26 protein-coding genes, 1 tRNA gene and 3 pseudogenes are annotated in these 22,830 nt (G+C 38.8%); 14 read left to right on the forward strand and 16 right to left on the reverse strand.

From position 1 onward, the window contains the following. Window positions 1–245: 245 nt before the first annotated feature. The gene (locus MKP09_RS01880; protein ID WP_240826176.1) at window positions 246–1,025 is read left to right on the forward strand and encodes a phytanoyl-CoA dioxygenase family protein; all 780 of its coding nucleotides are present in this window, start codon (window positions 246–248) and stop codon (window positions 1,023–1,025) included. A 169-nt stretch (window positions 1,026–1,194) separates the two neighbouring features. Here the strand turns inward: MKP09_RS01880 and MKP09_RS01885 are convergent, their stop codons facing one another. From MKP09_RS01885 to MKP09_RS01945, 11 genes and pseudogenes are all read right to left on the reverse strand, one after another. Next, entirely contained in the window at window positions 1,195–1,557 is a 363-nt protein-coding gene (locus MKP09_RS01885; protein WP_240826177.1) for a DUF4180 domain-containing protein, read from the reverse strand. Window positions 1,558–1,720: 163 nt separating this feature from the next. Beyond that, window positions 1,721–2,254 (reverse strand): dihydrofolate reductase family protein, encoded by a 534-nt coding sequence (locus tag MKP09_RS01890; protein ID WP_240826178.1) that lies wholly within the window; start codon window positions 2,252–2,254, stop codon window positions 1,721–1,723. A 72-nt stretch (window positions 2,255–2,326) separates the two neighbouring features. Continuing rightward, the gene (locus MKP09_RS01895) at window positions 2,327–3,064 is read right to left on the reverse strand and encodes a helix-turn-helix transcriptional regulator (protein ID WP_240826179.1); all 738 of its coding nucleotides are present in this window, start codon (window positions 3,062–3,064) and stop codon (window positions 2,327–2,329) included. Between the two features lie 124 nt (window positions 3,065–3,188). Beyond that, the gene (locus MKP09_RS01900; RefSeq protein ID WP_240826180.1) at window positions 3,189–4,208 is read right to left on the reverse strand and encodes a hypothetical protein; all 1,020 of its coding nucleotides are present in this window, start codon (window positions 4,206–4,208) and stop codon (window positions 3,189–3,191) included. 331 nt (window positions 4,209–4,539) lie between these two features. Next, window positions 4,540–5,337, reverse strand: coding sequence for a hypothetical protein (locus MKP09_RS01905; RefSeq protein WP_240826181.1), 798 nt, complete (start codon window positions 5,335–5,337; stop codon window positions 4,540–4,542). A gap of 178 nt (window positions 5,338–5,515) precedes the next feature. Further along, window positions 5,516–6,732 (reverse strand): annotated as a pseudogene (locus MKP09_RS01915) (alanine dehydrogenase). Window positions 6,733–6,922: 190 nt separating this feature from the next. Further along, window positions 6,923–7,354 (reverse strand): tRNA (adenosine(37)-N6)-threonylcarbamoyltransferase complex ATPase subunit type 1 TsaE, encoded by a 432-nt coding sequence (gene tsaE, locus MKP09_RS01920; RefSeq protein ID WP_240826184.1) that lies wholly within the window; start codon window positions 7,352–7,354, stop codon window positions 6,923–6,925. Between the two features lie 214 nt (window positions 7,355–7,568). After that, window positions 7,569–8,695, reverse strand: a pseudogene (locus MKP09_RS27775) (chloride channel protein). Window positions 8,696–9,191: 496 nt separating this feature from the next. Next, entirely contained in the window at window positions 9,192–9,395 is a 204-nt protein-coding gene (locus tag MKP09_RS01935; RefSeq protein WP_240826186.1) for a hypothetical protein, read from the reverse strand. Then, on the reverse strand, window positions 9,373–10,623 hold the full coding sequence (locus MKP09_RS01940) for an ATP-dependent helicase (RefSeq protein WP_240829084.1): 1,251 nt from the start codon (window positions 10,621–10,623) through the stop codon (window positions 9,373–9,375). The genes MKP09_RS01935 and MKP09_RS01940 overlap by 23 nt, the downstream gene beginning before the upstream one ends. Next, window positions 10,615–11,507, reverse strand: a pseudogene (locus tag MKP09_RS01945) (ATP-dependent helicase); the annotation flags it as partial. The pseudogene MKP09_RS01945 and the gene MKP09_RS01940, both read right to left, overlap by 9 nt. Window positions 11,508–11,666: 159 nt before the next feature. Here MKP09_RS01945 and MKP09_RS01950 point away from each other — a divergent pair. The 6 genes from MKP09_RS01950 to MKP09_RS01975 all read left to right on the forward strand — a co-directional run bounded on the left by MKP09_RS01950 (window position 11,667) and on the right by MKP09_RS01975 (window position 15,124). Further along, the gene (locus MKP09_RS01950; RefSeq protein WP_240826187.1) at window positions 11,667–12,062 is read left to right on the forward strand and encodes a hypothetical protein; all 396 of its coding nucleotides are present in this window, start codon (window positions 11,667–11,669) and stop codon (window positions 12,060–12,062) included. Further along, a complete protein-coding gene (locus MKP09_RS01955; RefSeq protein ID WP_240826188.1) occupies window positions 12,062–12,436 on the forward strand; it encodes a hypothetical protein in 375 nt (124 codons plus the stop codon). Before MKP09_RS01950 ends, MKP09_RS01955 begins: the two co-directional genes overlap by 1 nt. Window positions 12,437–12,479: 43 nt before the next feature. Next, window positions 12,480–12,857, forward strand: a complete 378-nt coding sequence (locus tag MKP09_RS01960; protein WP_240826189.1) for a Spy/CpxP family protein refolding chaperone — start codon at window positions 12,480–12,482, stop codon at window positions 12,855–12,857. Between the two features lie 112 nt (window positions 12,858–12,969). Further along, window positions 12,970–13,761 carry a pseudouridine synthase gene (locus MKP09_RS01965; RefSeq protein WP_240826190.1) on the forward strand — a complete coding sequence of 264 codons (792 nt, stop codon included), beginning with the start codon at window positions 12,970–12,972 and terminating at the stop codon, window positions 13,759–13,761. Window positions 13,762–13,778: 17 nt separating this feature from the next. Then, a complete protein-coding gene (locus MKP09_RS01970; RefSeq protein ID WP_240826191.1) occupies window positions 13,779–14,546 on the forward strand; it encodes a hypothetical protein in 768 nt (255 codons plus the stop codon). A 125-nt stretch (window positions 14,547–14,671) separates the two neighbouring features. Beyond that, window positions 14,672–15,124 (forward strand): GatB/YqeY domain-containing protein, encoded by a 453-nt coding sequence (locus tag MKP09_RS01975; RefSeq protein ID WP_240826192.1) that lies wholly within the window; start codon window positions 14,672–14,674, stop codon window positions 15,122–15,124. 57 nt (window positions 15,125–15,181) lie between these two features. On the opposite strand, the gene MKP09_RS01980 is transcribed toward MKP09_RS01975, so the two are convergent. The 4 genes from MKP09_RS01980 to mdh all read right to left on the reverse strand — a co-directional run bounded on the left by MKP09_RS01980 (window position 15,182) and on the right by mdh (window position 17,452). Beyond that, entirely contained in the window at window positions 15,182–15,481 is a 300-nt protein-coding gene (locus MKP09_RS01980; RefSeq protein ID WP_240826193.1) for a hypothetical protein, read from the reverse strand. Beyond that, on the reverse strand, window positions 15,472–15,729 hold the full coding sequence (locus MKP09_RS01985; protein WP_394800998.1) for a hypothetical protein: 258 nt from the start codon (window positions 15,727–15,729) through the stop codon (window positions 15,472–15,474). The genes MKP09_RS01980 and MKP09_RS01985 overlap by 10 nt, the downstream gene beginning before the upstream one ends. After that, window positions 15,624–16,286: an alpha/beta hydrolase family protein gene (locus tag MKP09_RS01990; RefSeq protein ID WP_240826195.1), complete on the reverse strand. Its 663-nt coding sequence runs from the start codon at window positions 16,284–16,286 to the stop codon at window positions 15,624–15,626. Before MKP09_RS01990 ends, MKP09_RS01985 begins: the two co-directional genes overlap by 106 nt. 236 nt (window positions 16,287–16,522) lie before the next feature. Next, window positions 16,523–17,452, reverse strand: coding sequence for a malate dehydrogenase (mdh, locus tag MKP09_RS01995; protein WP_240826196.1), 930 nt, complete (start codon window positions 17,450–17,452; stop codon window positions 16,523–16,525). 186 nt (window positions 17,453–17,638) lie between these two features. Here mdh and MKP09_RS02000 point away from each other — a divergent pair. The 5 genes from MKP09_RS02000 (at window position 17,639) to MKP09_RS02015 (ending at window position 20,160) form a co-directional block, all read left to right on the forward strand. Continuing rightward, window positions 17,639–17,709 (forward strand) — tRNA-Gln (locus MKP09_RS02000). 102 nt (window positions 17,710–17,811) lie between these two features. Then, on the forward strand, window positions 17,812–18,786 hold the full coding sequence (locus MKP09_RS02005; RefSeq protein WP_240826197.1) for a Gfo/Idh/MocA family protein: 975 nt from the start codon (window positions 17,812–17,814) through the stop codon (window positions 18,784–18,786). A gap of 62 nt (window positions 18,787–18,848) precedes the next feature. Continuing rightward, window positions 18,849–19,205, forward strand: a complete 357-nt coding sequence (locus tag MKP09_RS25200) for a sugar transferase (RefSeq protein WP_317235229.1) — start codon at window positions 18,849–18,851, stop codon at window positions 19,203–19,205. 5 nt (window positions 19,206–19,210) lie between these two features. Further along, window positions 19,211–19,417: a sugar transferase gene (locus tag MKP09_RS27780; protein WP_394800999.1), complete on the forward strand. Its 207-nt coding sequence runs from the start codon at window positions 19,211–19,213 to the stop codon at window positions 19,415–19,417. Between the two features lie 53 nt (window positions 19,418–19,470). Beyond that, window positions 19,471–20,160 carry a hypothetical protein gene (locus tag MKP09_RS02015; RefSeq protein WP_240826198.1) on the forward strand — a complete coding sequence of 230 codons (690 nt, stop codon included), beginning with the start codon at window positions 19,471–19,473 and terminating at the stop codon, window positions 20,158–20,160. Window positions 20,161–20,319: 159 nt separating this feature from the next. Here the strand turns inward: MKP09_RS02015 and MKP09_RS02020 are convergent, their stop codons facing one another. Then, a complete protein-coding gene (locus tag MKP09_RS02020; RefSeq protein ID WP_240826199.1) occupies window positions 20,320–20,997 on the reverse strand; it encodes a 2-C-methyl-D-erythritol 4-phosphate cytidylyltransferase in 678 nt (225 codons plus the stop codon). A gap of 140 nt (window positions 20,998–21,137) precedes the next feature. Here MKP09_RS02020 and MKP09_RS02025 point away from each other — a divergent pair, with 140 nt between their 5' ends. Both MKP09_RS02025 and MKP09_RS02030 read left to right on the forward strand, forming a co-directional pair. Next, window positions 21,138–22,424: a bifunctional folylpolyglutamate synthase/dihydrofolate synthase gene (locus MKP09_RS02025; RefSeq protein WP_240826200.1), complete on the forward strand. Its 1,287-nt coding sequence runs from the start codon at window positions 21,138–21,140 to the stop codon at window positions 22,422–22,424. A 15-nt stretch (window positions 22,425–22,439) separates the two neighbouring features. Further along, a complete protein-coding gene (locus tag MKP09_RS02030; RefSeq protein WP_240826201.1) occupies window positions 22,440–22,823 on the forward strand; it encodes a DUF2200 domain-containing protein in 384 nt (127 codons plus the stop codon). The last annotated feature ends 7 nt before the right edge of the window (window positions 22,824–22,830 follow it).

A 22,830-nucleotide genomic window follows, 5' to 3' on the forward strand; every position in this document is an offset into this window, starting at 1 on the left:
AAAAGATGAATACGCCACCGCTGTTTGACATTGATGTCAATCAATCGTTACACAGTTTTAGTTTTTCTTTTGGCAGAGAAGGTTTAAATTTGCTGTTATGAGAATGACAGTGATGTTATAATATCCTTCCCGCTTTCTAAAGCAATGCACCTATTTATTACGGTGCCAATTACTATTACACAATATTATTTTATGTATCATTCACAGTGCAATAGCTACTGCACTGCGGTTTAATATTTAACGTTATGTCAGATATTTTAAGTAAAACACAGGTAGAGCATTTTATTACAGAAGGGTTTGTTAGTATTGATAATGCATTTACTACACAAACAGCAAATGAAGTTGTGAGCAGGTTATGGAAGGATATTCCGTTTGACCGCTATGATCCCGAAAGCTGGACTGAACCGGTTGTTCGCTTAGGGATGTACTCAGAAAAGGCATTTTTAGATTCTATAAATACGCCTCGGTTGCATACTGCATTCGATCAATTGGTCGGCGCTGATAAGTGGTTGCCTTGCCAAAGCGTAGGCGCTTTTCCTGTCAGGTTTCCTTCAGATAAATTGCCGAACGACACCGGTAAACATGTGGATGCTGGTTTTCCGGGCGAAGACCCAGGCAACTATTTTGAATGGCGTGTTAATGTACGGTCTAAAGGCAGGGCTTTGTTGATGTTGGTTCTGTATTCGGATGTAAGTGACAATGATGCTCCAACAATTATTTACAAAAAATCGCACACAGATATCGCCAGGATATTAAGCAAGGAAGGTAGTTCCGGGCTTTCATTTATGGAGCTTGCAGCAAGGGCAAATGATCTTCCAGATCGTGAAGAAGCATTTGCAACCGGCAAAGCCGGTACTGTGTATTTATGTCATCCCTTTCTGGTGCATGCCGCACAGGCACATACAGGAAGTACACCCAAGTTTATGGCCCAGCCACCTTTGTTATTGAAGAATGAATTAACAATTAATGGGATTAATAATAAGCTCACGCCAATTGAACAAGCGATTCGATCAGCGTTGGGATAAATTAAACTTTTGTTTTAAGAAAGAGGTTGTTCATTGAGCAGCCTCTTTTTTGTGTGAAGCAAAGATTTCACATTTTTGGGCTTCTATCCAATCAACTGTTTTAACTCGCCATCATTCGCCTTTGATTGTGCTGGACCTTCTCTTGCAATTTCAAAATTCCAACCTGTGTTCATTTATCTGACAATACTTTTATTGCTTCCGATTGAGAGGCTACAAAGTTGATTTGTCTGCCCTTATTACTTTCATAAATAAAGTCATTTAAGCTCTTGCTTTTAAATTTAGAAAAATCTCCAACAATTATCAACGGCATCTGATATTGTGCAAATTTTTGAAGTATATCTCCAGCGATTTTGGTTTTTAAATCAAAAAAGTCTGGAGTGATGTTCTTTTCGTGTATAATGATTTCATTAAATCCTTGATAATATAGATTCCCCAATAAATCTAACCCGTCTTCGATAGTTCTTAAAATTATTTTATCCGTGATAATTTCGGCTATTTTTATGTAGTTTATACTATGGGTTTCAATTTTCATTTTGTCTGTTCTTTATTTTAGCACAGTCGTTACAATGACCGTTAATGTTTTTCAGCTTGGTGATGTGGCAGATAATCGAAGCGCAAAACCCGGTTTTATTATTAAAGTTCAATGAAACTTCCGTTCAGTTATGTAACAAGCACCGATGTTAGCGGTTTGTTGTTTATTTTTTCCGCTTGTAATGCAGTTGTGTCAATCCCGTATCAAATGTTTTGACTTGGATAAGTTCAAGTACTTGTTCCGGCCTTCCGTCTTTAAAAAGTCTTGTTCCATTACCTAATAAAACAGGGATAACCGAAATTATAAGCTCGTCTATTAAATCGTGTTTCAATAGTTCATTTATTACTTCTGCACCACCGTCACAATAAATATTTTTTCCTTTTTCAGACTTTAGTCGTTTCACTAACTCGGTTATGTTTCCTGTATAGAAGATTGTTCTACCGACTTGAGGCCTTTCAGTTCTTGTTATGACATAAACATCCCGTTGTCCGTTGTCGTAGTGAGATGGTCCGATTTCTTTAAGTACATAGTCATAGGTTCTTCTGCCAATAATTACAGAGTCAATTGTGTTTGTAAATTTTGTATAACCATAGTCTTCGCCTTCCTTTTCAACGAGTTTTAAGAAACTAAGGTCGTCATTTGGTTTTGCAATGTAACCGTCCAAACTTGTTGCAATGAAAAGTGACATTTTTCGCATCTGTTTTAAATTTTAATGTTTCCACAAAATTACTTTTCGGCAACCATTCGTACTTTGTAAAAATGCGACAAATTAAAAAAGTAGTGATGGTGGAAGCCCTGTCTTTTGCTTGATTTCATTGCTAAGATGTGAATGATCGTAATAGCCACACTCAAATGCAATATCTAATAAGCTACGGTTTTGATTTGATTGTTTGATTAAACTCAAAGCATTCTGAAAACGAATAATGTTTAAATATTCTTTTGGGGATAAGCCAATGAGCTTTTTAAAATTTCGCTCTAATTGTCTTACCGTAATAAAATTTCGTTTTGCTAGATCGGAAATGCTGATTTGTCCGTTTGTTGAGTGTATGTCGTTGATAACTGATTGTAACGGATTGATTTTACTTTTTATTCTTTCTGAAAAGTAATGGTCAAAATAATTGAATGGATTGACAAATGTTTTATCGACATTAAATGAATTGGATTTTTCAAATTCAACGGTGTCGTTAATCAACACATTTTGTGACGTATAGCTATAAAAATTTGCAAAAGTTGCAGGTTTCAGGCACGCACCTATTAAATGCGTATGGGTATCAATAAAGCTGTCTTTAAATGAAGTCATTGCGCCAACTATGTAAGTTTTCCCAAATTCCATTATAGCCGATCCGTTGTCGGTCAAGCAAGTGTCTCCTAAATTAATTACTACACCAGCACAGCCATCTGGAAAAACACGTTCCCATTGTCTTTCAACTTCATTTCCTATCAGTTCCCAATAAAAATGAATATAGGGCTCTAATTCTTTGTAAGGTTTAATTTTTTTGTAGTTCATTGGTTTCTGAGATGTCGTTCGTTACAATGATCACCAACGTCCTCCGTATTGGCGATGATAGAATTCCTGCCCGTTGAGTTTTTCACTTTCGCCCCGCTTTTGGCAATACCTTGTTAGCCACAGTTTATATTGTCAATTCGTTAATAATGTAGTCTTTTGTTAATCCATTTTCTCTTGGGTCAAAAACGAACATATCTGTTCTTGAACCTGGTGTCAATTCTATTTTTGGTATATAAAAGCTTTCTTTACAATCTGTGTAAAGCTTACCTGAAAACAGTTGTTTAATAACAGATGAAAAATGGTTGTCACTTTCAAACATAGTGTAGGGTCCGAACTTTACGCAATGTAAAATTAGACAAGCGACAACGGCATTTATTGAATTCCACAAGGTTGCCTGATTAAAATTCGCTGTTCTATCGTGTTTAGTTTTATTGTACGAATTATACCAAAAGAGAGATTGGGTCGGACTTGAGCTGTCCCAGTTTTCAAAAGGACGTATTACGCCTAAGTCAGGACAAGAGATAAGACTGAATTCAAAATCACTTAAGTACAATTTTTCTTTAAGTCGAACATAATCGTTAGTAGAATAGCCATTTCTCCGTTCAGGCACTCCGCATAGTTTCAGGTAGTAATTCCAAAAATTTTCAACTTCTGTGCAAGACAGTATAAGTAGCTCTCTTATTTTATGGCTATATGTCTCTTTGGTTATATTATTTGGCTCAACAAATAAAAAAATTTCATCTAATTTTTGTATAAGAACTCTTATTCCTTGTTCAGATAAATACCGTTCGTGCTCTGTTGTACCAATTGCTTGAATTACATCTGAATTATAGTAAAGACCAGGTCTCCAAATGCCTTTTACAGAATGCCCAATTTCTATTGTGGAATTTGTAATATTTGTGGCTCCAAAATTCTCAATTACCCAATCCTCAAGTGATTTTCCTGTTGTTCTATCATTGTTCTTGGCTTCAACTACTGTCAACCCTATCGAAATTCCTTTGAAGCCACCGTCCCAACCATACAAGTGAATGTAATGTTCTGTGTCTTCGTAAGCAAAGCCAAGTTTTTGTCTAATATGAACGTGACTATTGGGGTTCCAATTAGGAAGTTTTGTCAGAGTGTTGAAATATGTGAGAGCTTTCATTTTAAATTGTGGCTAACGAACAGGTATTTGCGATGAGGCGGAAATCTATGTTCTTCCGTTGAGTTTTGTACCAAAGTTAAATAGAAGTTCCGAAGTTGAGCACTTGTTCGTCAGCCGCCTTATTGCAAATACCATGTGCTTGTTGCACAACTTAACCCAGAATGAATATGTCAAAACAAACGCCTTTTCAATTAAATATTTGGGTTTAAAAATAAAATAAAATTCATTTATTCAACTCTGAAGCGTTATAATCCTGTTTTTATTCATCTTCCTTTTTTGCTTCCCAGTTGCGCAACAGCCAACCATGTTAGCAGCCGTATTACAGTGTTTGTCAACTACCAATTTTCCCATATCGTTGATAGTCTGAAAAATACAGAACAATTTTCTTCCCGTTTTTTATGTAGGGGTAGAAAAGTTCATATTTTCCGTCACTCGCACTAAATCTCACTTTGTCAAGATTTTTATAAAAAACATTGTCTAAGTAATCTCGTTCTTCTTTTGTTGTCTCTTGAATGAAGTCCTTTTTGATTGGTTGAATTGTGTCATTTACTTTTCCATAATAATCTCTGAAACCTAAAATTACTTTTGATTTATCAATGCTGTCAGCAACAATTACAGAAACATATGGAAAGTGTTTGTCTGTCTTTGAATATAGGTCAAGAATATCGTCCGTCTCAGCAATCCAATTTTCATTAAATGAATAGTTGAGTAGTTTGTTTGATTTATCTTCATTGTTTTCAACAATTGATTTAGCAGAAGCAATTAGCATACTTTCTTTCTTTTTAGAAGTTAAATAGTCGCCACCAAATAAAAGTGCAAAAACTATTGGAAAGCTCAATCCGAAAATAATCCCTAATTTTTTAGTTGTCCGTTTTGATTCATTCAGTTCATCCTGATTATGCTTTTCTGCAATTCTTGTCAGATTGAACATTACATTAATGATTAATGAACCAAACATTAATGCCAAGATTCCAACAACACTTAAGTAAAATGTTTCGGTTAGGTTTTCTCTAAATACTTTCAGACCAAAAACAGTAATGGAAACGAAAACAAAAACCCAATAAACCAAAAGTATTATTGAAATTATTCCGATTATATTGCTGAGTCGTATTATCGATTTATTGTTCATTTGTCTTGAGTAGTTTTTGGTATTAGGGTTCTTAATTTGGCTGCTAACGAAAAATATACGAAATGTTCTTTTTTGAAAAACAATATAACTGGCTATTAATCAACTAGATAATTTTGCATTAAGCCCTAAAAAATACAAAATGCGTATATGCTAAATATCCAAAATGCGAAACTCACAACTACCACCTCTGGCTCGCAATCAGTAAATTCAGATCGGTGTATTTTAAGTCAAAACGCTGGCTCAGGTAAAAGTTAGTCAGGTGGCCTTTAAACAGGTAAATGCCGTTGCGTAAATGAATGCGGTGCCAGGCAAGATCTTCAAGCCCGCCTTCGTCGCCGGCGTCAATCAGCAAAGGCATCAGCACATTACTGATTGCCTGTGAAGCGGTGCGCGCAAAACCTGATGGAATATTAGGTACACAATAATGTATCACGCCGTATTTTATGAATATCGGCGATTCGTGCGAAGTTACTTCCGAGGTTTCAAAGCAGCCGCCACGGTCAATGCTGGCATCAATAATTACCGATCCTGGCCTCATACCGCTTACCATTTCTTGGTGGCCACCATAGGTGTACGCCCGTTTTGGTTGGCCAGTGCGCCGACCGCCACTTCGCAGGTGCGCAGTTGCTTGGCTAATAGTTTGGGTTCAATTACCGAGGTCCACAATCGTTGTCCTATTGTATTTTGCAGGCGTTTCAAACGGCTTACATTATTATCAAACACTTTTACAGATGCGCCCAGCGCCAGCGCTGCACGCGCCGCATATTCGCCCACAATGCCAGCGCCAATAATAATAACTTTGGTAGGTGCAATACCCGAAATACCACCCAGCAACACGCCCTTACCATGATTAGCCGAGCCCAGGTATTGTGCTGCTATCAGCATTACCGCGCTTCCTGCAATCTCACTCATGCTGCGAACGATGGGGTAGGAGTTGCTGTCGTCTTTAAGGTTCTCAAAAGAAAGCGCTGTGATCTTTTTCTTCATCATTGTACCCAACACTTCCGATCTTAACACCGATAAATGTAGCGGTGAAATAATGGCCTGGTTCATCTGCAGCAGCGGCAGGTCTTCTTCAATAACAGGAGCGCTCTTTACCATAATCGGCGCTTTAAAAACCTCTTTGCGACTGTACACAATTTTAGCGCCCGCATCGCTATAATCCTTATCTCTAAAATGCGAGGCATCGCCGGCATTATGCTCCAGCATTACGCTATGACCGTTGTTTACTAACACACTCACGGCATCTGGCGTTAGTGCAACGCGATTTTCCTGAAAGGCAATTTCTTTCGGTATCCCGATCATCATGCCTTCGCCCTTCACTTTTATATCCAGGGTTTCTTCCAGCGTTTCGTAGCTGAACGATGTACTAATTACAGGCTGCTTCTTGCTCATACAGAGTGGACTAAACTATCTTGGTTTATAATATTTAATACGACTAAAAAATATCTTTTATTGTGTCATCGACAGTACTGCTATCATCGATCTTGCGTCGCACTCTTGTACAGCAGTACATGAATCATCACCCGTGAGACAATAATCTGTAGCCAATGGCGATAGACTATCGTCCGATTTTCAAATTTAGCTAATTCTTTGCTATTTCAAGGCTTCGATGTGTATCATCTTCCAGGCGTATGTGCACATGAAGTGTCTTTGGTGGTAATAGGCCGTCGGCTCGCTCGGGCCATTCCACAAAGCAATAACCGCCGCTATACAGGCAATCTTCAACACCCGCTCTTATTGCTTCTTCCTCATCCTTCAACCGGTACAGATCGATATGATATACGCTGCCATCCGCACCATTATCATCATAGTTATATTCATTAATGATCGAAAAGGTAGGACTGCTAACGGCATCAGTTACCTTCAGCAATCTGCAAACAGCGCTTACTAAAGTGGTTTTACCGGCGCCCATATTTCCATGAAGCGCAATCACTTTGTGGTCGTTTATCTGCTCCAGTAACCATTCGGCGGCTCGTTTAATATCATTCAGGGCATATTTTTTTGTAGCATGCATACTTTCAAAATAGCTGCAAATATCTTTGTTTTTGCTAAAAAATAAGAGGAAAATCATTTTGCTGGTCAGACCGGATGTTTCATCTAAGACTTCCGAGGTTTTCAAAACCTCGGAAGTCTTTAATATCATCGTTTATGTAGGACGAGCAATGCACCACAAAAAAGGGAGTGACACAATACCGATGCCATCTGTTTATTGCTGACCCAAAAAATTCTTAACCTGCTTTTGATAATTTATAAAAATCGTAAGTGTAAGCATTGTAAGGAAGGACTTTTTGGGAGAACAATTTGGATGTAAAGCAGCCGATCAGGATGGGGATGAACAGATCGTATCCGTTTGGTACCAGGTTACAAACCAATATTAACGCGGTAAAAGGCGCAAATATTGCTGATGATAAAGTGGCGGCGGCACCGACCAGCGCGAAGTTTAATGGTATTAATTCGGTACCTAAATAACTGTTGCAAAACAAGGCAAATAATAAACCGAGAAAAGCCCCGGCAACAATGCTCGGCGCAAACACTCCGCCATCGCCACCCGCGCCAAGTGTAAGCGAAGCGGCTAAAGGCTTTAATATAATTAATGCAGCAAGCACCATCAATGAGATGCTTTCTTTGCTGGTTACTGTTTCCAAGGTTTCGTGCAGGCCGTGATAACTATCACCATACAATGCCGGGAAAAATAAGATCATCGTACCAACAACAAGCGCTCCAAGATTTACACGTAAAAAGTTATTTTGGATTTTGGCAAACAGGCTTTTCATGCGTGTTACTAAAATGGTGAAGTACATAGAAAGCGTGCCGCTAAGTAAACCTAGTAAAATAAAAAAGGTATGGCAATTAAATGCCATTCGCCAATTCTAAAATGTAGTAGTGGCGTACTATCGAAGAAGAAAACAAAGGCTGCAGCAATTATAGCAGAAGCGGTACAACTGATGATTAATGATTTATCAATTTTTCTTGCAATTACTTCCATTGCAAAAAGCCAACCGGCCAAAGGACTGGCAAAAAGAACGGCTACACCTGCGGTAACACCAGCACAAACCAGTTCCCGTTTGTACATTTTTGCGGAGAACTCTCTTTTGTAGCCCATGTTACCTACCGTAGCTGTGGCCACAACGGTAGATACTTCCACACCTGTTGAGCCGCCGAAAATAACGGTAAGAAAACCATTTAAATAATGGGAAGGTATTTTGAAAAACGGAAGGTGTTCCTTGCGTTGATCAAGGGTTTTGTAAATTTCGGTAATCCCTTTATTCTTCCTGTTTTGGAAAATGTATTTACGAAGAAAGTAAATAGAAGTGATGCCAATAGTGGGCAGCAAAATGAATATGGCCTTATTCATACTTCCGGCCGCTGTGAATATTTTATGCTCAAAAAATTCGGTAAGATGTTTTAATGAAAATGCTAACAAACAGCTTATTACACTAATTAAAACAGATATAAGTACTAATTTAAAATAGTTATGGGTGATGATTCTTTTCCTTTCCACTTGATCACTTTTGAGGTTCGGAGCATGAAAACATGCTCTGTTTAAGAGCTGCGAAGGTAAGAAATGTGAAATTAATGGTTTAAATGAGGACAACAAAGCTTAAACGAATGCATGAAATTTTGGCCACGAATGCACGAATAGATAATACACGCTGTACTTCGCAAGGGATAAATTAGTGAGTTACGCATCTTCGCCAAACCTCACCCCCAGCCCCTCTCCAAGTGGAGAGGGAGTTAGACCCGAGAGTTTCAAATACACTTTTTATGCCTTGAGTAGTATATATCAAAACTAATATTCGTGTATTCGTGTCATCAAATAGCTTATTCCACAATCCTCAATTTTGCATAATTCAGCAATATCTTTTTTCGCCGTTAGCGTCAAACTTTATCACTGCCATCGGGTTATGACTGGCACCTTCCATTTTAACGATCTCGCCAAAACCAAATTTTTGATGTTCTACTTTATTACCCACAGCAAGTTCTTTTACATCACTTGGAGTAAAGCCTTCTGTTGGCGTATGTTCGGCTACTTTATTTTCTGCTTTCGGAGGCAAATAGGCGGGAGTAGTTGTTTTTTCTCAGGTGGCGGGCCGTATCTTTTTCGGCATCGGCTGCTGTTTTTTTACTGTTGCTCCAGCCGCCATTCATCCTGTCAAAGGCGCTGCCGCCAAATCCAAAGCTGCCCGACATTTTAGTGCCACCGCCTGCATAACTTCTGTCAAGAAATTCTTCCGGCAATTCTTCAATAAATCGACTGGGTTCGTTTTGCACCAACTGTCCAAATTTATAGCGTGTGTTGGCATAAGTGATCCAAAGTTTCTTTTTCGCGCGGGTAACCACTACATAAAACAAGCGGCGTTCTTCTTCCAATTCTTCACGTGTGTTAATGCTCATGGCGTTTGGGAATAGCATTTCCTCTAGCCCGGCTGCAAATACGCATTGAAATTCCAAGCCTTTGGCGGCATGTATGGTCATGAGTTTTACTGTATCAGCATGCGGATCTTTATCATCAGCATCGGTAAGCAAGGTGATTTGTTGCAGGTAAGCGCCCAGGGTTTTATCTACTACTTCGCCTTCTTCGTTATCCGGGCTTTCAACCCATTCTTTAATGGAGTTTAATAACTCCTGGATGTTTTCAAATTTCTGTAACCCTTCGGTACTTTTATCGTTAAATAATTCTTTTACCAGATTGGTTTGTTTGCCTACATGAAAAGCTACTTCGTAAGCATTGTGTTTTTCCAGCATGCTCGAAAAGCTTTTGATCATCGTAACAAACTGGTTGATCGCTTCAAGTGTTCCAGCACGAAAACCGTGTTGATTGGCTTCAACCAATATTTCCCACATGGTTTTGTCATGGGTATTGGCCAACAGGATGATCTTATCTATTGTTGTTTTACCAATGCCGCGACCCGGATAATTGATAATCCTTTTCAGCGCTTCCTCATCTCTTGTATTGATGATGATACGCAGATAAGCTACCAGGTCTTTAATTTCCTTACGTTGGTAGAAACTGATGCCGCCATAAATAGTGTATGCAATCTCCCTGCGCCTGAGAGATTCTTCAAAAGCACGGCTTTGAGCATTGGTGCGATAGAGAATAGCAAAATCTTTATTCAAAAAATGATTGCGTAGCTTCTGCTCTTGTATGCTGTCGGCAACAAACTTTCCTTCTTCGTTGTCCGACATGGTTTTTACGATCTTGATCTTTTCGCCTTCCGCATTTTCGGTGAAAAGGACTTTGGGTATTTGTCCTTTATTGTTGCCAATCACCTCGTTGGCCACATTAATGATCGTTTTGGTGCTGCGGTAATTCTGTTCCAACTTTACCACTTTCACCTCGTCATAGTCTTTCTGAAACTGTAAAATATTCTGAATGGTAGCACCGCGGAAACTGTAAATACTTTGGGCATCATCACCCACTACGCATACATTTTCGTGCATGGCGCCCAATAGCTTTATCACTTCATATTGCGCCGGATTCGTATCCTGATATTCATCTATCAATATATATTTAAACTTATGCTGGTATTTGCTTAACGATTCGGGATATGTTTTCAGTAATTCATAAAACTTCAGCAGCAAATCGTCAAAATCCATAGCGCCGTTTTTAAAACAGCGTTTGCAATATGCATCATAAATTTTTGCCAGCGCTGGGCGGTTGGCTCGTATATCTTCCTGCTGCACATAATAGTCGTTGGCATAATCGGGGTAACCAGTGCGTTTTTGGCAGAAGAAATACGGTTATAAACTGTTGAAGGTTTATACAATTTATCGTCTAGCTGCATTTCATTAATCACCGCTTTCACAACACTTTTGGCATCATCTGTATCGTAAATGGTAAAATTGTTGGGATAACCAAGGCGGTGGGCTTCGGCTCTTAAAATTCTGGCAAACACACTGTGAAAAGTTCCTATATATAAATTACGTGCTTCGTTGTTGCCTAAAATATGCTCCACACGTTCCTTCATTTCTTTGGCTGCCTTATTGGTAAAAGTCAGCGCCAGAATATTGAAAGAATCAACACCACTGGCCATTAAATGTGCAATACGTGTAGTCAGCACTTTGGTTTTTCCGCTACCGGCACCAGCTATGATCATAATGGGGCCGCCTATATGTAAAACTGCTTCTTTTTGCCGCTCGTTCAATCCTTGTAAATAATCCTGCATGGGCGCAAGGTATAAAATTTAGTGAAGCGCATCAAAATAGGTTAACATTTCCTGTTTAAACCTTGTGAATGAGTCCAGGTCATATTACTGTTTGAAAATGTTTAACAATACTTAGCAGAAAGTTTGCCTTACGAATATCATCTAATAACAATAGCTTTTATGCAAACAACAAGGATGAAATCGCTATTTATCATAAGTTTTTTGTTGGTAACCAGCATATTGATAGCACAGGAAATCCCGTCCCGTGTAAACGATGGTGTAAGCTTGTCACAACAAAAAGAAGTTAAACGGGATGCATTGGCTGGCCTGAATTTATCTCGCGAGCAATTGAAAGAATTACAAGCTTTAAACAAAGATGCGAAGCAACAACAAAAGAATCTTACATCGGACAGCAACATAAATGCTAAACAAAGACGGGAAAAACTTCAGATACTAAAAAAGCAGCAGGCTGATAAACGGAAAGCCGTTTTAACAGCAGAACAGTATACAAAGTATGAGCAAAATCTGAAAGAAATTAAAGAGCAGGGAAAGAATGTTAGCAGGCAAAAAGTGTAGTGAACAATGTTGAAAAAAATAAAGGGAAAGATGAGAACGGTTTGAGCAGGGATGCTCCAAAAAAGACATCTAAAAATAAGAAGGCTAATTGGAACGACTTAAAACTGACTTCAGAGCAGCGTGTGGAATTAAAGCAAATGACTGAACAGTACAACTCCAGGTTACAATTGGTTAGAAATAATATCTCTCTAAATGCCAGTGAAAAACAAAATCAGATAAGACAGGTTCAGCGGGAATATAATATGCAGTTGGGAAGCGTTCTTACAGCCGAGCAAAAGGCAAAGTGGGAGGAGAAGCAGCGGCAATCCAGATTGATGATGTCGCAAAGAGAATTACGAAATAACAAACAAGGCTTAAACGGTTCAAACCGATGATTTATAAAATTTCTTAAAAGCAAAAAAATAAAAAAATAAAAACATGAAAAAGACAATTTTTCTCGCTGCCATGATCAGCGCTTTCAGCATTACTTCCACTTTTGCACAAGATGCTCCTCCAAAAGAAAAGAAAGAACAAGGCGAGCGAAAAGGCGGCCAACGTGGCAATATGTATGAAGATCTGAACCTTTCACAAGATCAAAAAGACAAAATGAAAACCATCGACGATGAGCAAAAAACAAAGTATCAGACTTTAAGAGACGATAAATCTTTAAGTGATGACGCCAGGAAAGAAAAGATGATGGAATTAAGAAAAGCAAGAATGGAAAAAGTAAATGGAATTTTAACTCCAGAGCAAAAAACAAAAATGGAAGCAAAAATGAAAGAGAGGAGAAGCCGCGGCGATAAGGAGAAAAAATAGCATTTTCAATATGTGCCAATCAAGCCACTTTATTTCAGAGTGGCTTTTTTGTTTTCTGCAATGGCTATCTTTGTTCTTTAATTACTGTTGAAAAACAGCAAAATACTAAATAATGAAAAAAGTTGATCCACGGTTTGCGAAGTTTGTAAAAACGAAAAGTAACGCGGCTGTAAAGGAAGGGTTTAAGCAGGAGAAACGTAAATATAAAAAGGAGCGTGCCGAGTTTTTTGAACAAAAGAAAAAAGAAGCCGCCCAAAAACATATAGAAGCTCCCAAAGTAGTTCGTGAAAATGTGAATGTGGAGCAAATGCCCTTAAACAAATACCTGGCGCATGGTGGCATTAGCAGCCGCCGCGAAGCAGCCGAAATGATTAAGGATGGTAAAGTGAAGGTGAACGGAAAAGTGGTAACCGAACCCGGCTACAAAATGGCTAACGGAGATGAGGTTGTTGCCAACGGCAAAAAAGTAGGCATCACGAAAAATCTGGTATATATTCTAATGAATAAACCAAAAGATTATATCACCACCACCGACGATCCACAAAAGCGAAAAACGGTTTTGGATATTATTAAAAATGCTACAAAAGAACGTGTGTATCCGGTGGGTCGCCTCGACAGAAATACATCTGGTGTTTTGCTAATTACGAACGATGGAGAGTTAGCGCAAAAGCTGACGCATCCAAGCAATGAAATCAAAAAAATTTACGCAGTTACTTTAAATAAACCGCTGGAAAGAGGAGATTTCGATAAGATATTAAAAGGTGTTACGCTTGAAGATGGTCCGGCTCATGTAGATGTTTTGGCTTACAGCGATGCAAATGACAAAACGCAGGTGGGTGTTGAAATACATAGCGCCGCAATCGCATTGTACGCCGGATCTTTGAAAGCCTGGGTTACGACGTAAAGAACCTCGATCGTGTAATGTTTGCAGGACTTACTAAGAAAAATGTTGAAAGAGGTAAATTCCGTTTTCTGTCAGAGAAAGAGGTGAGAAACCTCAAATACTTTGGTAAGGATGCGGGTAAAGTCAAATCGAAAAAAGGGAATGAACGAACTATTGGTAAAAACGAGCGACCAATAGCAGATGATAAGTATGCAGACCCGGAGTTGGCATTTGATAAGCCTGCAACAAAAACGCCGGGAATCAAAAAAGTAAGCTTCCAGAAATCTGGTGAAAGGCCGAAGTCAACGTTTGGCAAGTCCTCAACAGCAAGATCAGAAGGGACAACATCAAGTTATCAGAAATCTGGTGAAAGGCCGAAGTCGACGTTTGGCAAGTCCTCAACACACAAGTCTGAAGGGACAAAATCAAGTTATCCGAAATCTGGTGAAAGGCCGAAGTCAACGTTTGGCAAGTCCTCAACAGCAAGATCAGAATCGAATAAAGCAGGTTATCCGAAATCTGGTGAAAGGCCGAAGTCAACATTTAGCAAGTCCTCAACACACAAGTCGGAAGGGACAAAATCAAGTTATCCGAAATCTGGTGAAAGGCCGAAGTCAACGTTTGGCAAGTCCTCACCACACAAGTCGGAAGGGACAAAATCAAGTTATCAGAAATCCGGTGAAAGGCCGAAGTCAACATTTAACAAGTCCTCAACAGCAAGATCAGAATCGAATAAAGCAGGTTATCAGAAATCTGGTGTAAAGACGAAACCAGCGTTTTCAAAAACGGCGACAAAAAAGCGATAAATTTTATGAACCCGGCTGAAGAATATGTGGCATCTTCGTTCCGCCAACTGGCGGACAGCGTCAACAGTTGTACATGACCGATCACAATACTCGATTATCTTATAAACTCTTTAATTAAAAGAAATATGTCACTCGAACAAACAATTAATACAGATATTAAAACCGCAATGTTGGCAAAAGATGCCAACGCACTTACAAGTTTGCGTGCGGTAAAAGCAGCTATTTTGTTGGCTAAAACTGCAGAAGGTGCAAAAGATGCAATCTCTGCAGATGAAGAAATTAAGATTGTGCAGAAATTAGTGAAACAAAGAAAAGATTCGCTGGAGATTTTTGAAAAACAGAATCGACCCGACCTTGCTGAAAAAGAAAAGCAGGAAATCGCTGTAATTGAAAAGTATTTGCCAGCCCAACTTTCACCTGAAGAACTGAAAGCGGAATTGCAAAAGATCATTGCAGAAACGGGCGCATCATCTCCGGCAGATATGGGTAAAGTAATGGGCGTTGCAAGCAAAGCATTTGCAGGAAAAGCAGATGGTAAAGCCATTTCAGCTATGGTAAAAGAATTGCTGGCTTCATAAAAAGCTGATAATTTATTAAGCAAAAGGCTGTCAGAGTTGTAATGACTGGCAGCTTTTTTATTGCGGATAATGTTTCTGAATTAGAAAATAGTATGGCGCAAAATGATGATGTAAAAAGTTATCTTTTCCATCATCCTTAAATCGCTCGTCATACGCTGCGTCTGGAATTAATACAATTGGACTTCCTGCTCTCATATAGTTATTAGAAGGCGCGTATTCCGGTTGTTTAAATCCGGGTAAAGCGTCTTTAATTGCTAATTTATAGATCATATTTCCTAAATATTTGGTGTACATTTTTTGTGCTTTTTGTGGTTTACGGTTTAATCTTCCATATAAAATACCACCAATCAATCGCACTCCAAATTTTTCTTTTTTAGTAATTGTTTCGTCTTGATTAAAGGATTAGGTTCATTCATATCCTGAATGCGCTGAATGGTATATGGTGACTCGGGTACCCAATCTTTACGGTTGACAATAGTAAAGCCCCAACCATCACGCGTTATGTTTTCATAGTCGTAAGCATAATACATATTGCCTGGTTTAGGCGCGGCACTGCAATAAGTTTTAAATTGAATATCTTTCGGTAGTTCGCCATCCTGCTGCAAATAATACAGGTAGGAGCGTAGCAGAAAAGCAATGGCGCCTCCTGGCTATGCCCGAAAATAAAAACATCTTTTACGCCTTTTTGATAAAGGTCTTTTATTCTACTTACAATATCCGGGGCCATAGATGCCATTGACACAGTCCAGCCCACGTGCACAGTAGCCATGCTATCCGATGATAGTTTATACCTAAAATCAGTAGAATCGTTTAAGTGAAGACTGCCAATCGCAGGTATCATGGCTGCATAAAAATTGGCGAGCCAGCTCACTTTGTCACCTATTGTGCCACGTATAGAAATGACAGCTACACTGTCTTTACTTAAGTATAACGACCATTGATTTTTTAATCCTACTTCAGGAGAACGGTACAGTTTTGTATATGGATCCGCTGTAGTTTTTCGCAAATTACTATCTGGTATGCTGCTGTCAAAATAGAACAGCGAGAATAGCGATACATATTCTTTAGGGTTAAAACCCGGCTGTAGTTTATGTTGGGCAAATACATTAATTGAAGCTGATAATATCAGGAAGAATAACGTTAGGTGTATTATTCTTTTCAAAATAAAAGATTTAATAGATGATAGATAATAGACCATGGATGATGGACGTTTATCCGCCTGTGTAGGATTAGATATGTACTTTAGTTGACGCTGTCCGCCAGTTGGCGGAACGAAGATGCCACATATTCTTCAGCCGGGTCAAAAAATGGGGAAGCTATTTTGCCGCTTTTCCCGTATCTGGATTTCATTAATTTAATTAAAAAATAAAGCTCCGATTTTCAACGGAGCTTTATTGTTTATAATGTTTTTAATACATCGTTCATCGTTCTAACTGCGTCTGCACTTTTATTAAACGCAGCCTGCTCCTCATCACTCAATTTGAAATCAAGAATCTGCTCCCATCCATTTCTACCAATTGTTACAGGAACTACCAACGAAATATCGCTTTGGCCATATTCTCCTTCCAGATAAACACCACTTGAGATGAGTTTTTTCTCATCACGAAGAATGCTTTCTACCATTGCAGCAGTGCCAGCTCCTGGTGCATACCATGCTGAAGTGCCGATCAATTTCGTAAGTGTAGCACCTCCAACCATTGTCGCCGCGACAATTTTTTGCTGTTGTTCTTCGCTTAAAAAATTAGTAACCGGAGTGCTACCCCAGGTAGCGTGTTTAATCAATGGAATCATTGTCGTATCTCCGTGACCACCGACAACTACAGCATTAAGATCAGCTGGAGAACATTGTAATTCCTGACTTAAATAATAACGAAAACGAGCAGAATCAAGTGCGCCACCCATACCTATGATTTTATTTTTAGGTAGGCCGGAAGTTTTTAAAGTAAGATAATTCATCGTATCCATTGGGTTGGAAACAACAATGATGATCGTATTGGGAGAATATTTTAAAATGTTTTCAGTAACACTTTTAACAATACCTGCATTTACGCCAATCAGTTCTTCTCTGGTCATTCCTGGTTTTCTTGGCAGGCCAGATGTTATAACCACAACATCAGAATTTTCTGTAGCCACATAATCGTTTGTTACGCCTTTTATTTTAGTATCAAAACCCAAAAGGGCAGCGGTCTGCATCATGTCGATAGATTTCCCCTCGGCAACGCCCTCTTTGATGTCTAACAAAATTAATTCTGAAGCCAGCTCTTTGCGGGCAATATTATCGGCACAGGTAGCTCCTACTGCGCCAGCTCCCACTACGGTTACTTTCATTTAAATTCTTTTAAATCATTAATAAAATATAGCATTTGCTAAATTAACAGTTACCATTCAAACCACGTTCATAACCTGCTGATATTTATAGTTAAAATCGGTTTGTAAATATTTTTTGAATTCTGTTTGCTAAAAATAATTGAAATGCTTATTTTTGCGACCCCGATTGAGAAATCGGAACAGGATTGACCCATGGTGTAATGGTAGCACTACTGATTTTGGTTCAGTTAGTTAAGGTTCGAATCCTTATGGGTCAACAAAAGAGCAGGTCTTTTACGGACTTGCTTTTTTTATCGAAAATAACAAGACGCTTATCGAAAATTTTTTTAAAGGCAGTTTAAAATTAGATACTTTTGACCATGCTTAAAGTAGGAATTGTAGGCGTTGGGCACCTCGGAAAATTTCATTTGAATAATTGGCTGGAGATTAAAGATGTAGAAGTAGTAGGATTTGTAGATCCTAATGATGAGAATGCAAATGCGGTAATTGAAAAGTATGCTATTAAGCGTTTTTTCGATACAAACGATTTTTTAAGCCAATGCGATGCCATTGATATTGTAGCCCCAACTAATTATCATTATGAATGGTGTGAAAAAGCTATAAAGCTGGGGAAACACGTGTTTGTGGAAAAACCTTTTGCACACACAATGGATGAGGCTCGCCAACTGGTGAAACTTGCTAAAGAATCGAACATTAAATTGCAGGTAGGCCATGTGGAACGATTTAACCCCGCCTTTCTCGCATTGAAGGGTGTTGATTTAAAACCAATGTTCATTGAGGTGCATCGCCTGGCACAGTTCAACCCACGAGGAACTGAAGTAAGTGTGATCCTGGATCTGATGATTCATGATATAGATATTATCTTGAGCCTGGTTAAAAGCGATGTGAAAAAGATATCTGCCAGCGGCGTTGCTGTAATGACCGATACGCCTGATATTGCTAACGTAAGAATTGAATTTGATAATGGTTGTGTGGCTAATTTAACGTCCAGTCGTATATCTATGAAAAAAATGCGTAAGATGAGGGTGTTTCAAAAGGATGCCTACATTGGTATAGATTTTCTTGATAAAAAGACAGAGATCATAAAGTTAAAAGAGCCGCAGGATAAAGACGTATTCGCCTTTGAAATGGCTACTCCAAGCGGAACTAAAACTATCGCTATCGCAAATCCTCCCGTACCCGAGGTAAACGCGATCAGGCAGGAACTTGAAGAGTTTAAGGATGCTATTATCAATAATACACAAACTGTAGTTTCCGAAATTGATGGTCTAAAAGCAATGGATGTTGCCCATCAGATACTTATAAAGATTGGTAATGCCAGCATAGCAGGCTAACAAGCATGTAGGCATAAGCATATAATTTAAATCTAATCATCATTAAGATTTATAGTCGCTATATAAAACGTTTAACCGATATCCTGATTTCTTTTTGGGCCATGGTGATCTTATTGCCTGTGGTGCTGATTGTGGCTATTAATATTTTAGTAAACGATAAAGGGCCTGTCATTTACAAGCAAAAGCGAGTAGGAAAGGATGGCAAACTTTTTTATATTTATAAATTCCGATCGATGGTTGTAGATGCGGAACCTAATGGTCCTCAACTTTCCTCCGATGATGATATACGGGTAACGCGATTAGGGCGCACTTTACGAAAATGGCGGCTTGATGAATTACCGCAACTTTGGAATATTTTTATTGGCGATATGAGCCTTGTTGGACCTCGGGCCGAAAGACTTTTTTTATTGAACAAATAGCACCCATGCAACCGGATTATAATAAGCTTTTAGAGGTCCGTCCAGGCTTAACGAGTTGGGGGATGGTGAAGTTTGGCTATGCGCATAATGTAGAGGAAATGATAACCAGAAGTCAATACGATGTTGAGTATATTGAAAAGGTGTCTTTCCCTTTTGATTTTAAAGTCTTGATATATACGATTAAAATTATTTTTCAAGGAAAAGGAAAATAGATCCTAATGCAGGACTTAAGATATTTATCCCGAACAGATATTGACGATAATTTATGGGATCAGGCTGTCAAAAAAGTCCTGCATGTGCTATATATGCTACAACCAAATGGTTAGATTGTAGCAGCCCTGGTTGGAAAGCCTTGGTTTGGGGCAATTACAAGGCAATTATGCCAGTTACTGTTAAACAAAAATTTGGAATACCTTATTTAGTACAGCCAGCATTTACGCAGCGGCTTGGTATCTTTTCTTCAACAGAAGTATCGGATGAAATCCGTTCCTGTTTTATATCTGCTTTAAAACAAAAATATCCGTTTGCTGAAATTTGCGTTAATGATGTATTTAAAATGTTTCCGGGAGTTCTAGAAAGAAAAAATTACATCCTCAACCTGAACAGGCCGTATAGTGAAATAACTAATGAATATAAAGAAAGCCTTAAACAAGTACTAAAGCAGGTAACACTAAAGGGAAACCTTATATTACGAAAAAGCCAACATACAGAGCAAGCTGTAGGTTTTTTTAAAGAGCTAAATGGATCTAAAATAAATCTGACTGCATTTGATTATGTAAAAATAAAAAATGCCGCGAAAGTCTTTTCTCCTGAAAATGCATTTGTATATGAAGTGTACAACATCGATCAGATACTTCTCAGCACTGCTCTTTATTTCAAATTTGAAAACAGGTTATACAAAATAACAGCCGCTACGTCGGTGGGGGGCGCGCTGAAAAAGCGCATCATTTTATGATAGACCAAATCATAAAAGAACATGCTGGCAGAAATTTTATTTTAGATTTTGAAGGTAGCTCTATTCCCGGCGTCGAATCTTTTATAAAATCATTTGGTGCGATATTAGAACCGTACTATTTTTTAAAATGGAATCATTTAAAATGGCCTTTAAGGCTCTTTAAACGATGAGGTTTTCCAATACTTTCTCTGCTGTTGCCATATCTATCGGATGTGTAATCTTTAAATTCTGCTTTTCCCCTTCTACCAATGATACCATCATACCGAAAGCTTCTACTACACTTGCTTCATCGGTAAACCAATCTTTATAATCAATATTAAAAGCGGGGATTAAAATTTTGCTATGAAAAACCTGTGGCGTTTGTACAAGCATTATTTTTTCACGATCGAGGGCCTCATTTAAACCATCTTCGGTAATCATACGAAGGCTGTCGCTGCATTTAATTACGGGTATTGCACTGCCGGACTCCAAAGCCTTTTCATAACAACGGTGTATCAGATCGGCTGAAAGCGTGCAACGCGCTGCATCATGAACAAATACTATCGCCTCATCCGTAACCATTGAAAGCCCGTTCTTTACCGAATCGAACCTGGTAACGCCGCCAATAGTGATTCTTATCCTGTCTTTTTCAAAATAGGCGTCAATAATTTCGCGGCCCATATCTACATAGTCTTCCGCAAGAACTAATATAATCTGCATGTCATCATAGGAAGAGAGAAATGTGTTTAATGTGTAATATAAAACGGGTTTGTTATGAAGCATTAAAAACTGTTTGGGTAAATCACCTCCCATTCTTTTTCCGGATCCTCCGGCAACTATAATCGCAACTTTGTTCATGCGCCAAATGTACGAAATGAGAGAAGAAGGAAGTCGGAAAGTCTGCAAGTCGGGAAGTCCGAAAGACGCACACAATTATAATATTAGCCAATTATTACATCGGCTGATTGGCTCATTACACCCCACCGTATATTTGCTTTATGAATTATCAGCAAACTTTAGATTATTTATATGATAAATTGCCCATGTTCAGTCGCGATGGAGGACAAGCCATTAAACCGGGATTTGCAAATATTATAGCACTTTGCGAGTTGCTGGACAATCCTCATAAAAACAAAAAATTTATTCATGTCGCGGGTACAAATGGCAAGGGTTCTGTAAGCCACATGCTGGCATCCATTTTACAATCTGCTGGTTATAAGACGGGGTTATACACTTCGCCACATTTAAAAGACTTTAGAGAACGCATAAAAATTGGCGGGCAAATGATCCCTGAAAAGGACGTTGTAGCATTTGTAGAACGAATAATGCCGGAGATAGAAAAAATACAACCCAGCTTTTTTGAGATAACTGTAGCAATGGCATTTCATTATTTTGCAAACAACAATATTGATGTCGCGGTGATCGAAACCGGCATGGGCGGCCGGTTAGATAGCACCAACATCATTAATCCGCTGTTGTCCGTTATTACAAATATTGGGTTTGATCATATGCAATTTTTAGGCGATACCTTGGAGAAAATTGCATTCGAAAAAGCCGGTATTATAAAGCCCAAAGTTCCGGTGGTTCTAGGTGAGCATGTACCAGAGACAGCGTCTGTTTTTAAAGAAGTTGCAATGAAAAAGGACGCGCCTTTCTATTTTGCAAACGAGTACTATCAAATGACAGAGTGGGAATACGAGAATAATGAACTGGTGATTCAGGTCGCCGAAGCTCATAAAGTAGATCATCATAAATATTACCTTGATCTTAGCGGACAATACCAAACGAAGAACCTGCTTACCGTTTTGGAGAGTTGCCGCCATTTGAAAGCGGCCGGTTTTGATATACCCGATGCTGCGATAGCGCAAGGCCTTCGGCATGTAAAAAAGCAAACAGGCTTACATGGCCGTTGGGACACCATTCAGCAAAATCCAAAAGTGATTGTAGATGTAGCGCATAACGAAAGTGGAGTGCGGGAAGTATTAAATCAACTGGAGATCACAACGTATCATCGGTTGCATCTCATTTTAGGAATGGTTAAGGATAAAGATGTTAAAGCTGTGTTGCAATTGTTGCCACCACACGCTATCTGTTATTTTACTAATGCTGATATTCCGCGTGCACTACCTGCTGGCGAGTTACAAGCGTTGGCTGCAAAATACAACCTGCAAGGAAATGTATTTATTAATGTTAATGAAGCACTTGCAGAAGCTAAAGCTCATGCGCATACGGACGATTTGATAATAATATTCGGAAGCGTATTTTTGGTTGGAGAAATTTCATAACCCACGATTTAAATCGTGGGCCAAAAACAAAAAAATGAATACATCAGACACGCACAACCAGCGTATTGCAAAAATGACTTTTTCTTCTGTCTATCCGCATTATTTGGAAAAAGTCGAAAAAAGGGAAGAACAAAGGAAGAATTACATCAGGTGATAACCTGGCTTACAGGCTTTGACGAAAAAAAGCTACAGCAACTCATTAAAGAAAAAGTAACTTTTGAAACATTCTTCGAACACGCTACACTAAATTCTAATGCACATCTTATTACGGGAATGATTTGCGGGTACCGGATTGAAGAAATCGAAAATACTTTAACCAGGCAGGCAAGATATCTGGATAAGTTGGTTGACGAGTTAGCAAAAGGTCGGAAGATGGAGAAAATCTTGCGTGGCTCGTAGAAGTTTT

Origin of the sequence: Paraniabella ginsengisoli, from assembly GCF_022513635.1 — a bacterium.
Classification (GTDB): Bacteria; Bacteroidota; Bacteroidia; order Chitinophagales; family Chitinophagaceae; genus Niabella; species Niabella ginsengisoli.

Coding starts and splice junctions, on each gene's coding strand:
- MKP09_RS01880 (WP_240826176.1), top strand. CDS start 246: ATGTCAGATATTTTAAGTAAAACACAGGTAGAGCATTTTATTACAGAA.
- MKP09_RS01885 (WP_240826177.1), bottom strand. CDS start 1,557: ATGAAAATTGAAACCCATAGTATAAACTACATAAAAATAGCCGAAATT.
- MKP09_RS01890 (WP_240826178.1), bottom strand. CDS start 2,254: ATGCGAAAAATGTCACTTTTCATTGCAACAAGTTTGGACGGTTACATT.
- MKP09_RS01895 (WP_240826179.1), bottom strand. CDS start 3,064: ATGAACTACAAAAAAATTAAACCTTACAAAGAATTAGAGCCCTATATT.
- MKP09_RS01900 (WP_240826180.1), bottom strand. CDS start 4,208: ATGAAAGCTCTCACATATTTCAACACTCTGACAAAACTTCCTAATTGG.
- MKP09_RS01905 (WP_240826181.1), bottom strand. CDS start 5,337: ATGAACAATAAATCGATAATACGACTCAGCAATATAATCGGAATAATT.
- tsaE (WP_240826184.1), bottom strand. CDS start 7,354: ATGCATGCTACAAAAAAATATGCCCTGAATGATATTAAACGAGCCGCC.
- MKP09_RS01950 (WP_240826187.1), top strand. CDS start 11,667: ATGCAAACAACAAGGATGAAATCGCTATTTATCATAAGTTTTTTGTTG.
- MKP09_RS01960 (WP_240826189.1), top strand. CDS start 12,480: ATGAAAAAGACAATTTTTCTCGCTGCCATGATCAGCGCTTTCAGCATT.
- MKP09_RS01965 (WP_240826190.1), top strand. CDS start 12,970: ATGAAAAAAGTTGATCCACGGTTTGCGAAGTTTGTAAAAACGAAAAGT.
- MKP09_RS01970 (WP_240826191.1), top strand. CDS start 13,779: ATGTTTGCAGGACTTACTAAGAAAAATGTTGAAAGAGGTAAATTCCGT.
- MKP09_RS01975 (WP_240826192.1), top strand. CDS start 14,672: ATGTCACTCGAACAAACAATTAATACAGATATTAAAACCGCAATGTTG.
- mdh (WP_240826196.1), bottom strand. CDS start 17,452: ATGAAAGTAACCGTAGTGGGAGCTGGCGCAGTAGGAGCTACCTGTGCC.
- MKP09_RS02005 (WP_240826197.1), top strand. CDS start 17,812: ATGCTTAAAGTAGGAATTGTAGGCGTTGGGCACCTCGGAAAATTTCAT.
- MKP09_RS27780 (WP_394800999.1), top strand. CDS start 19,211: ATGCAACCGGATTATAATAAGCTTTTAGAGGTCCGTCCAGGCTTAACG.
- MKP09_RS02015 (WP_240826198.1), top strand. CDS start 19,471: ATGGGATCAGGCTGTCAAAAAAGTCCTGCATGTGCTATATATGCTACA.
- MKP09_RS02020 (WP_240826199.1), bottom strand. CDS start 20,997: ATGAACAAAGTTGCGATTATAGTTGCCGGAGGATCCGGAAAAAGAATG.
- MKP09_RS02025 (WP_240826200.1), top strand. CDS start 21,138: ATGAATTATCAGCAAACTTTAGATTATTTATATGATAAATTGCCCATG.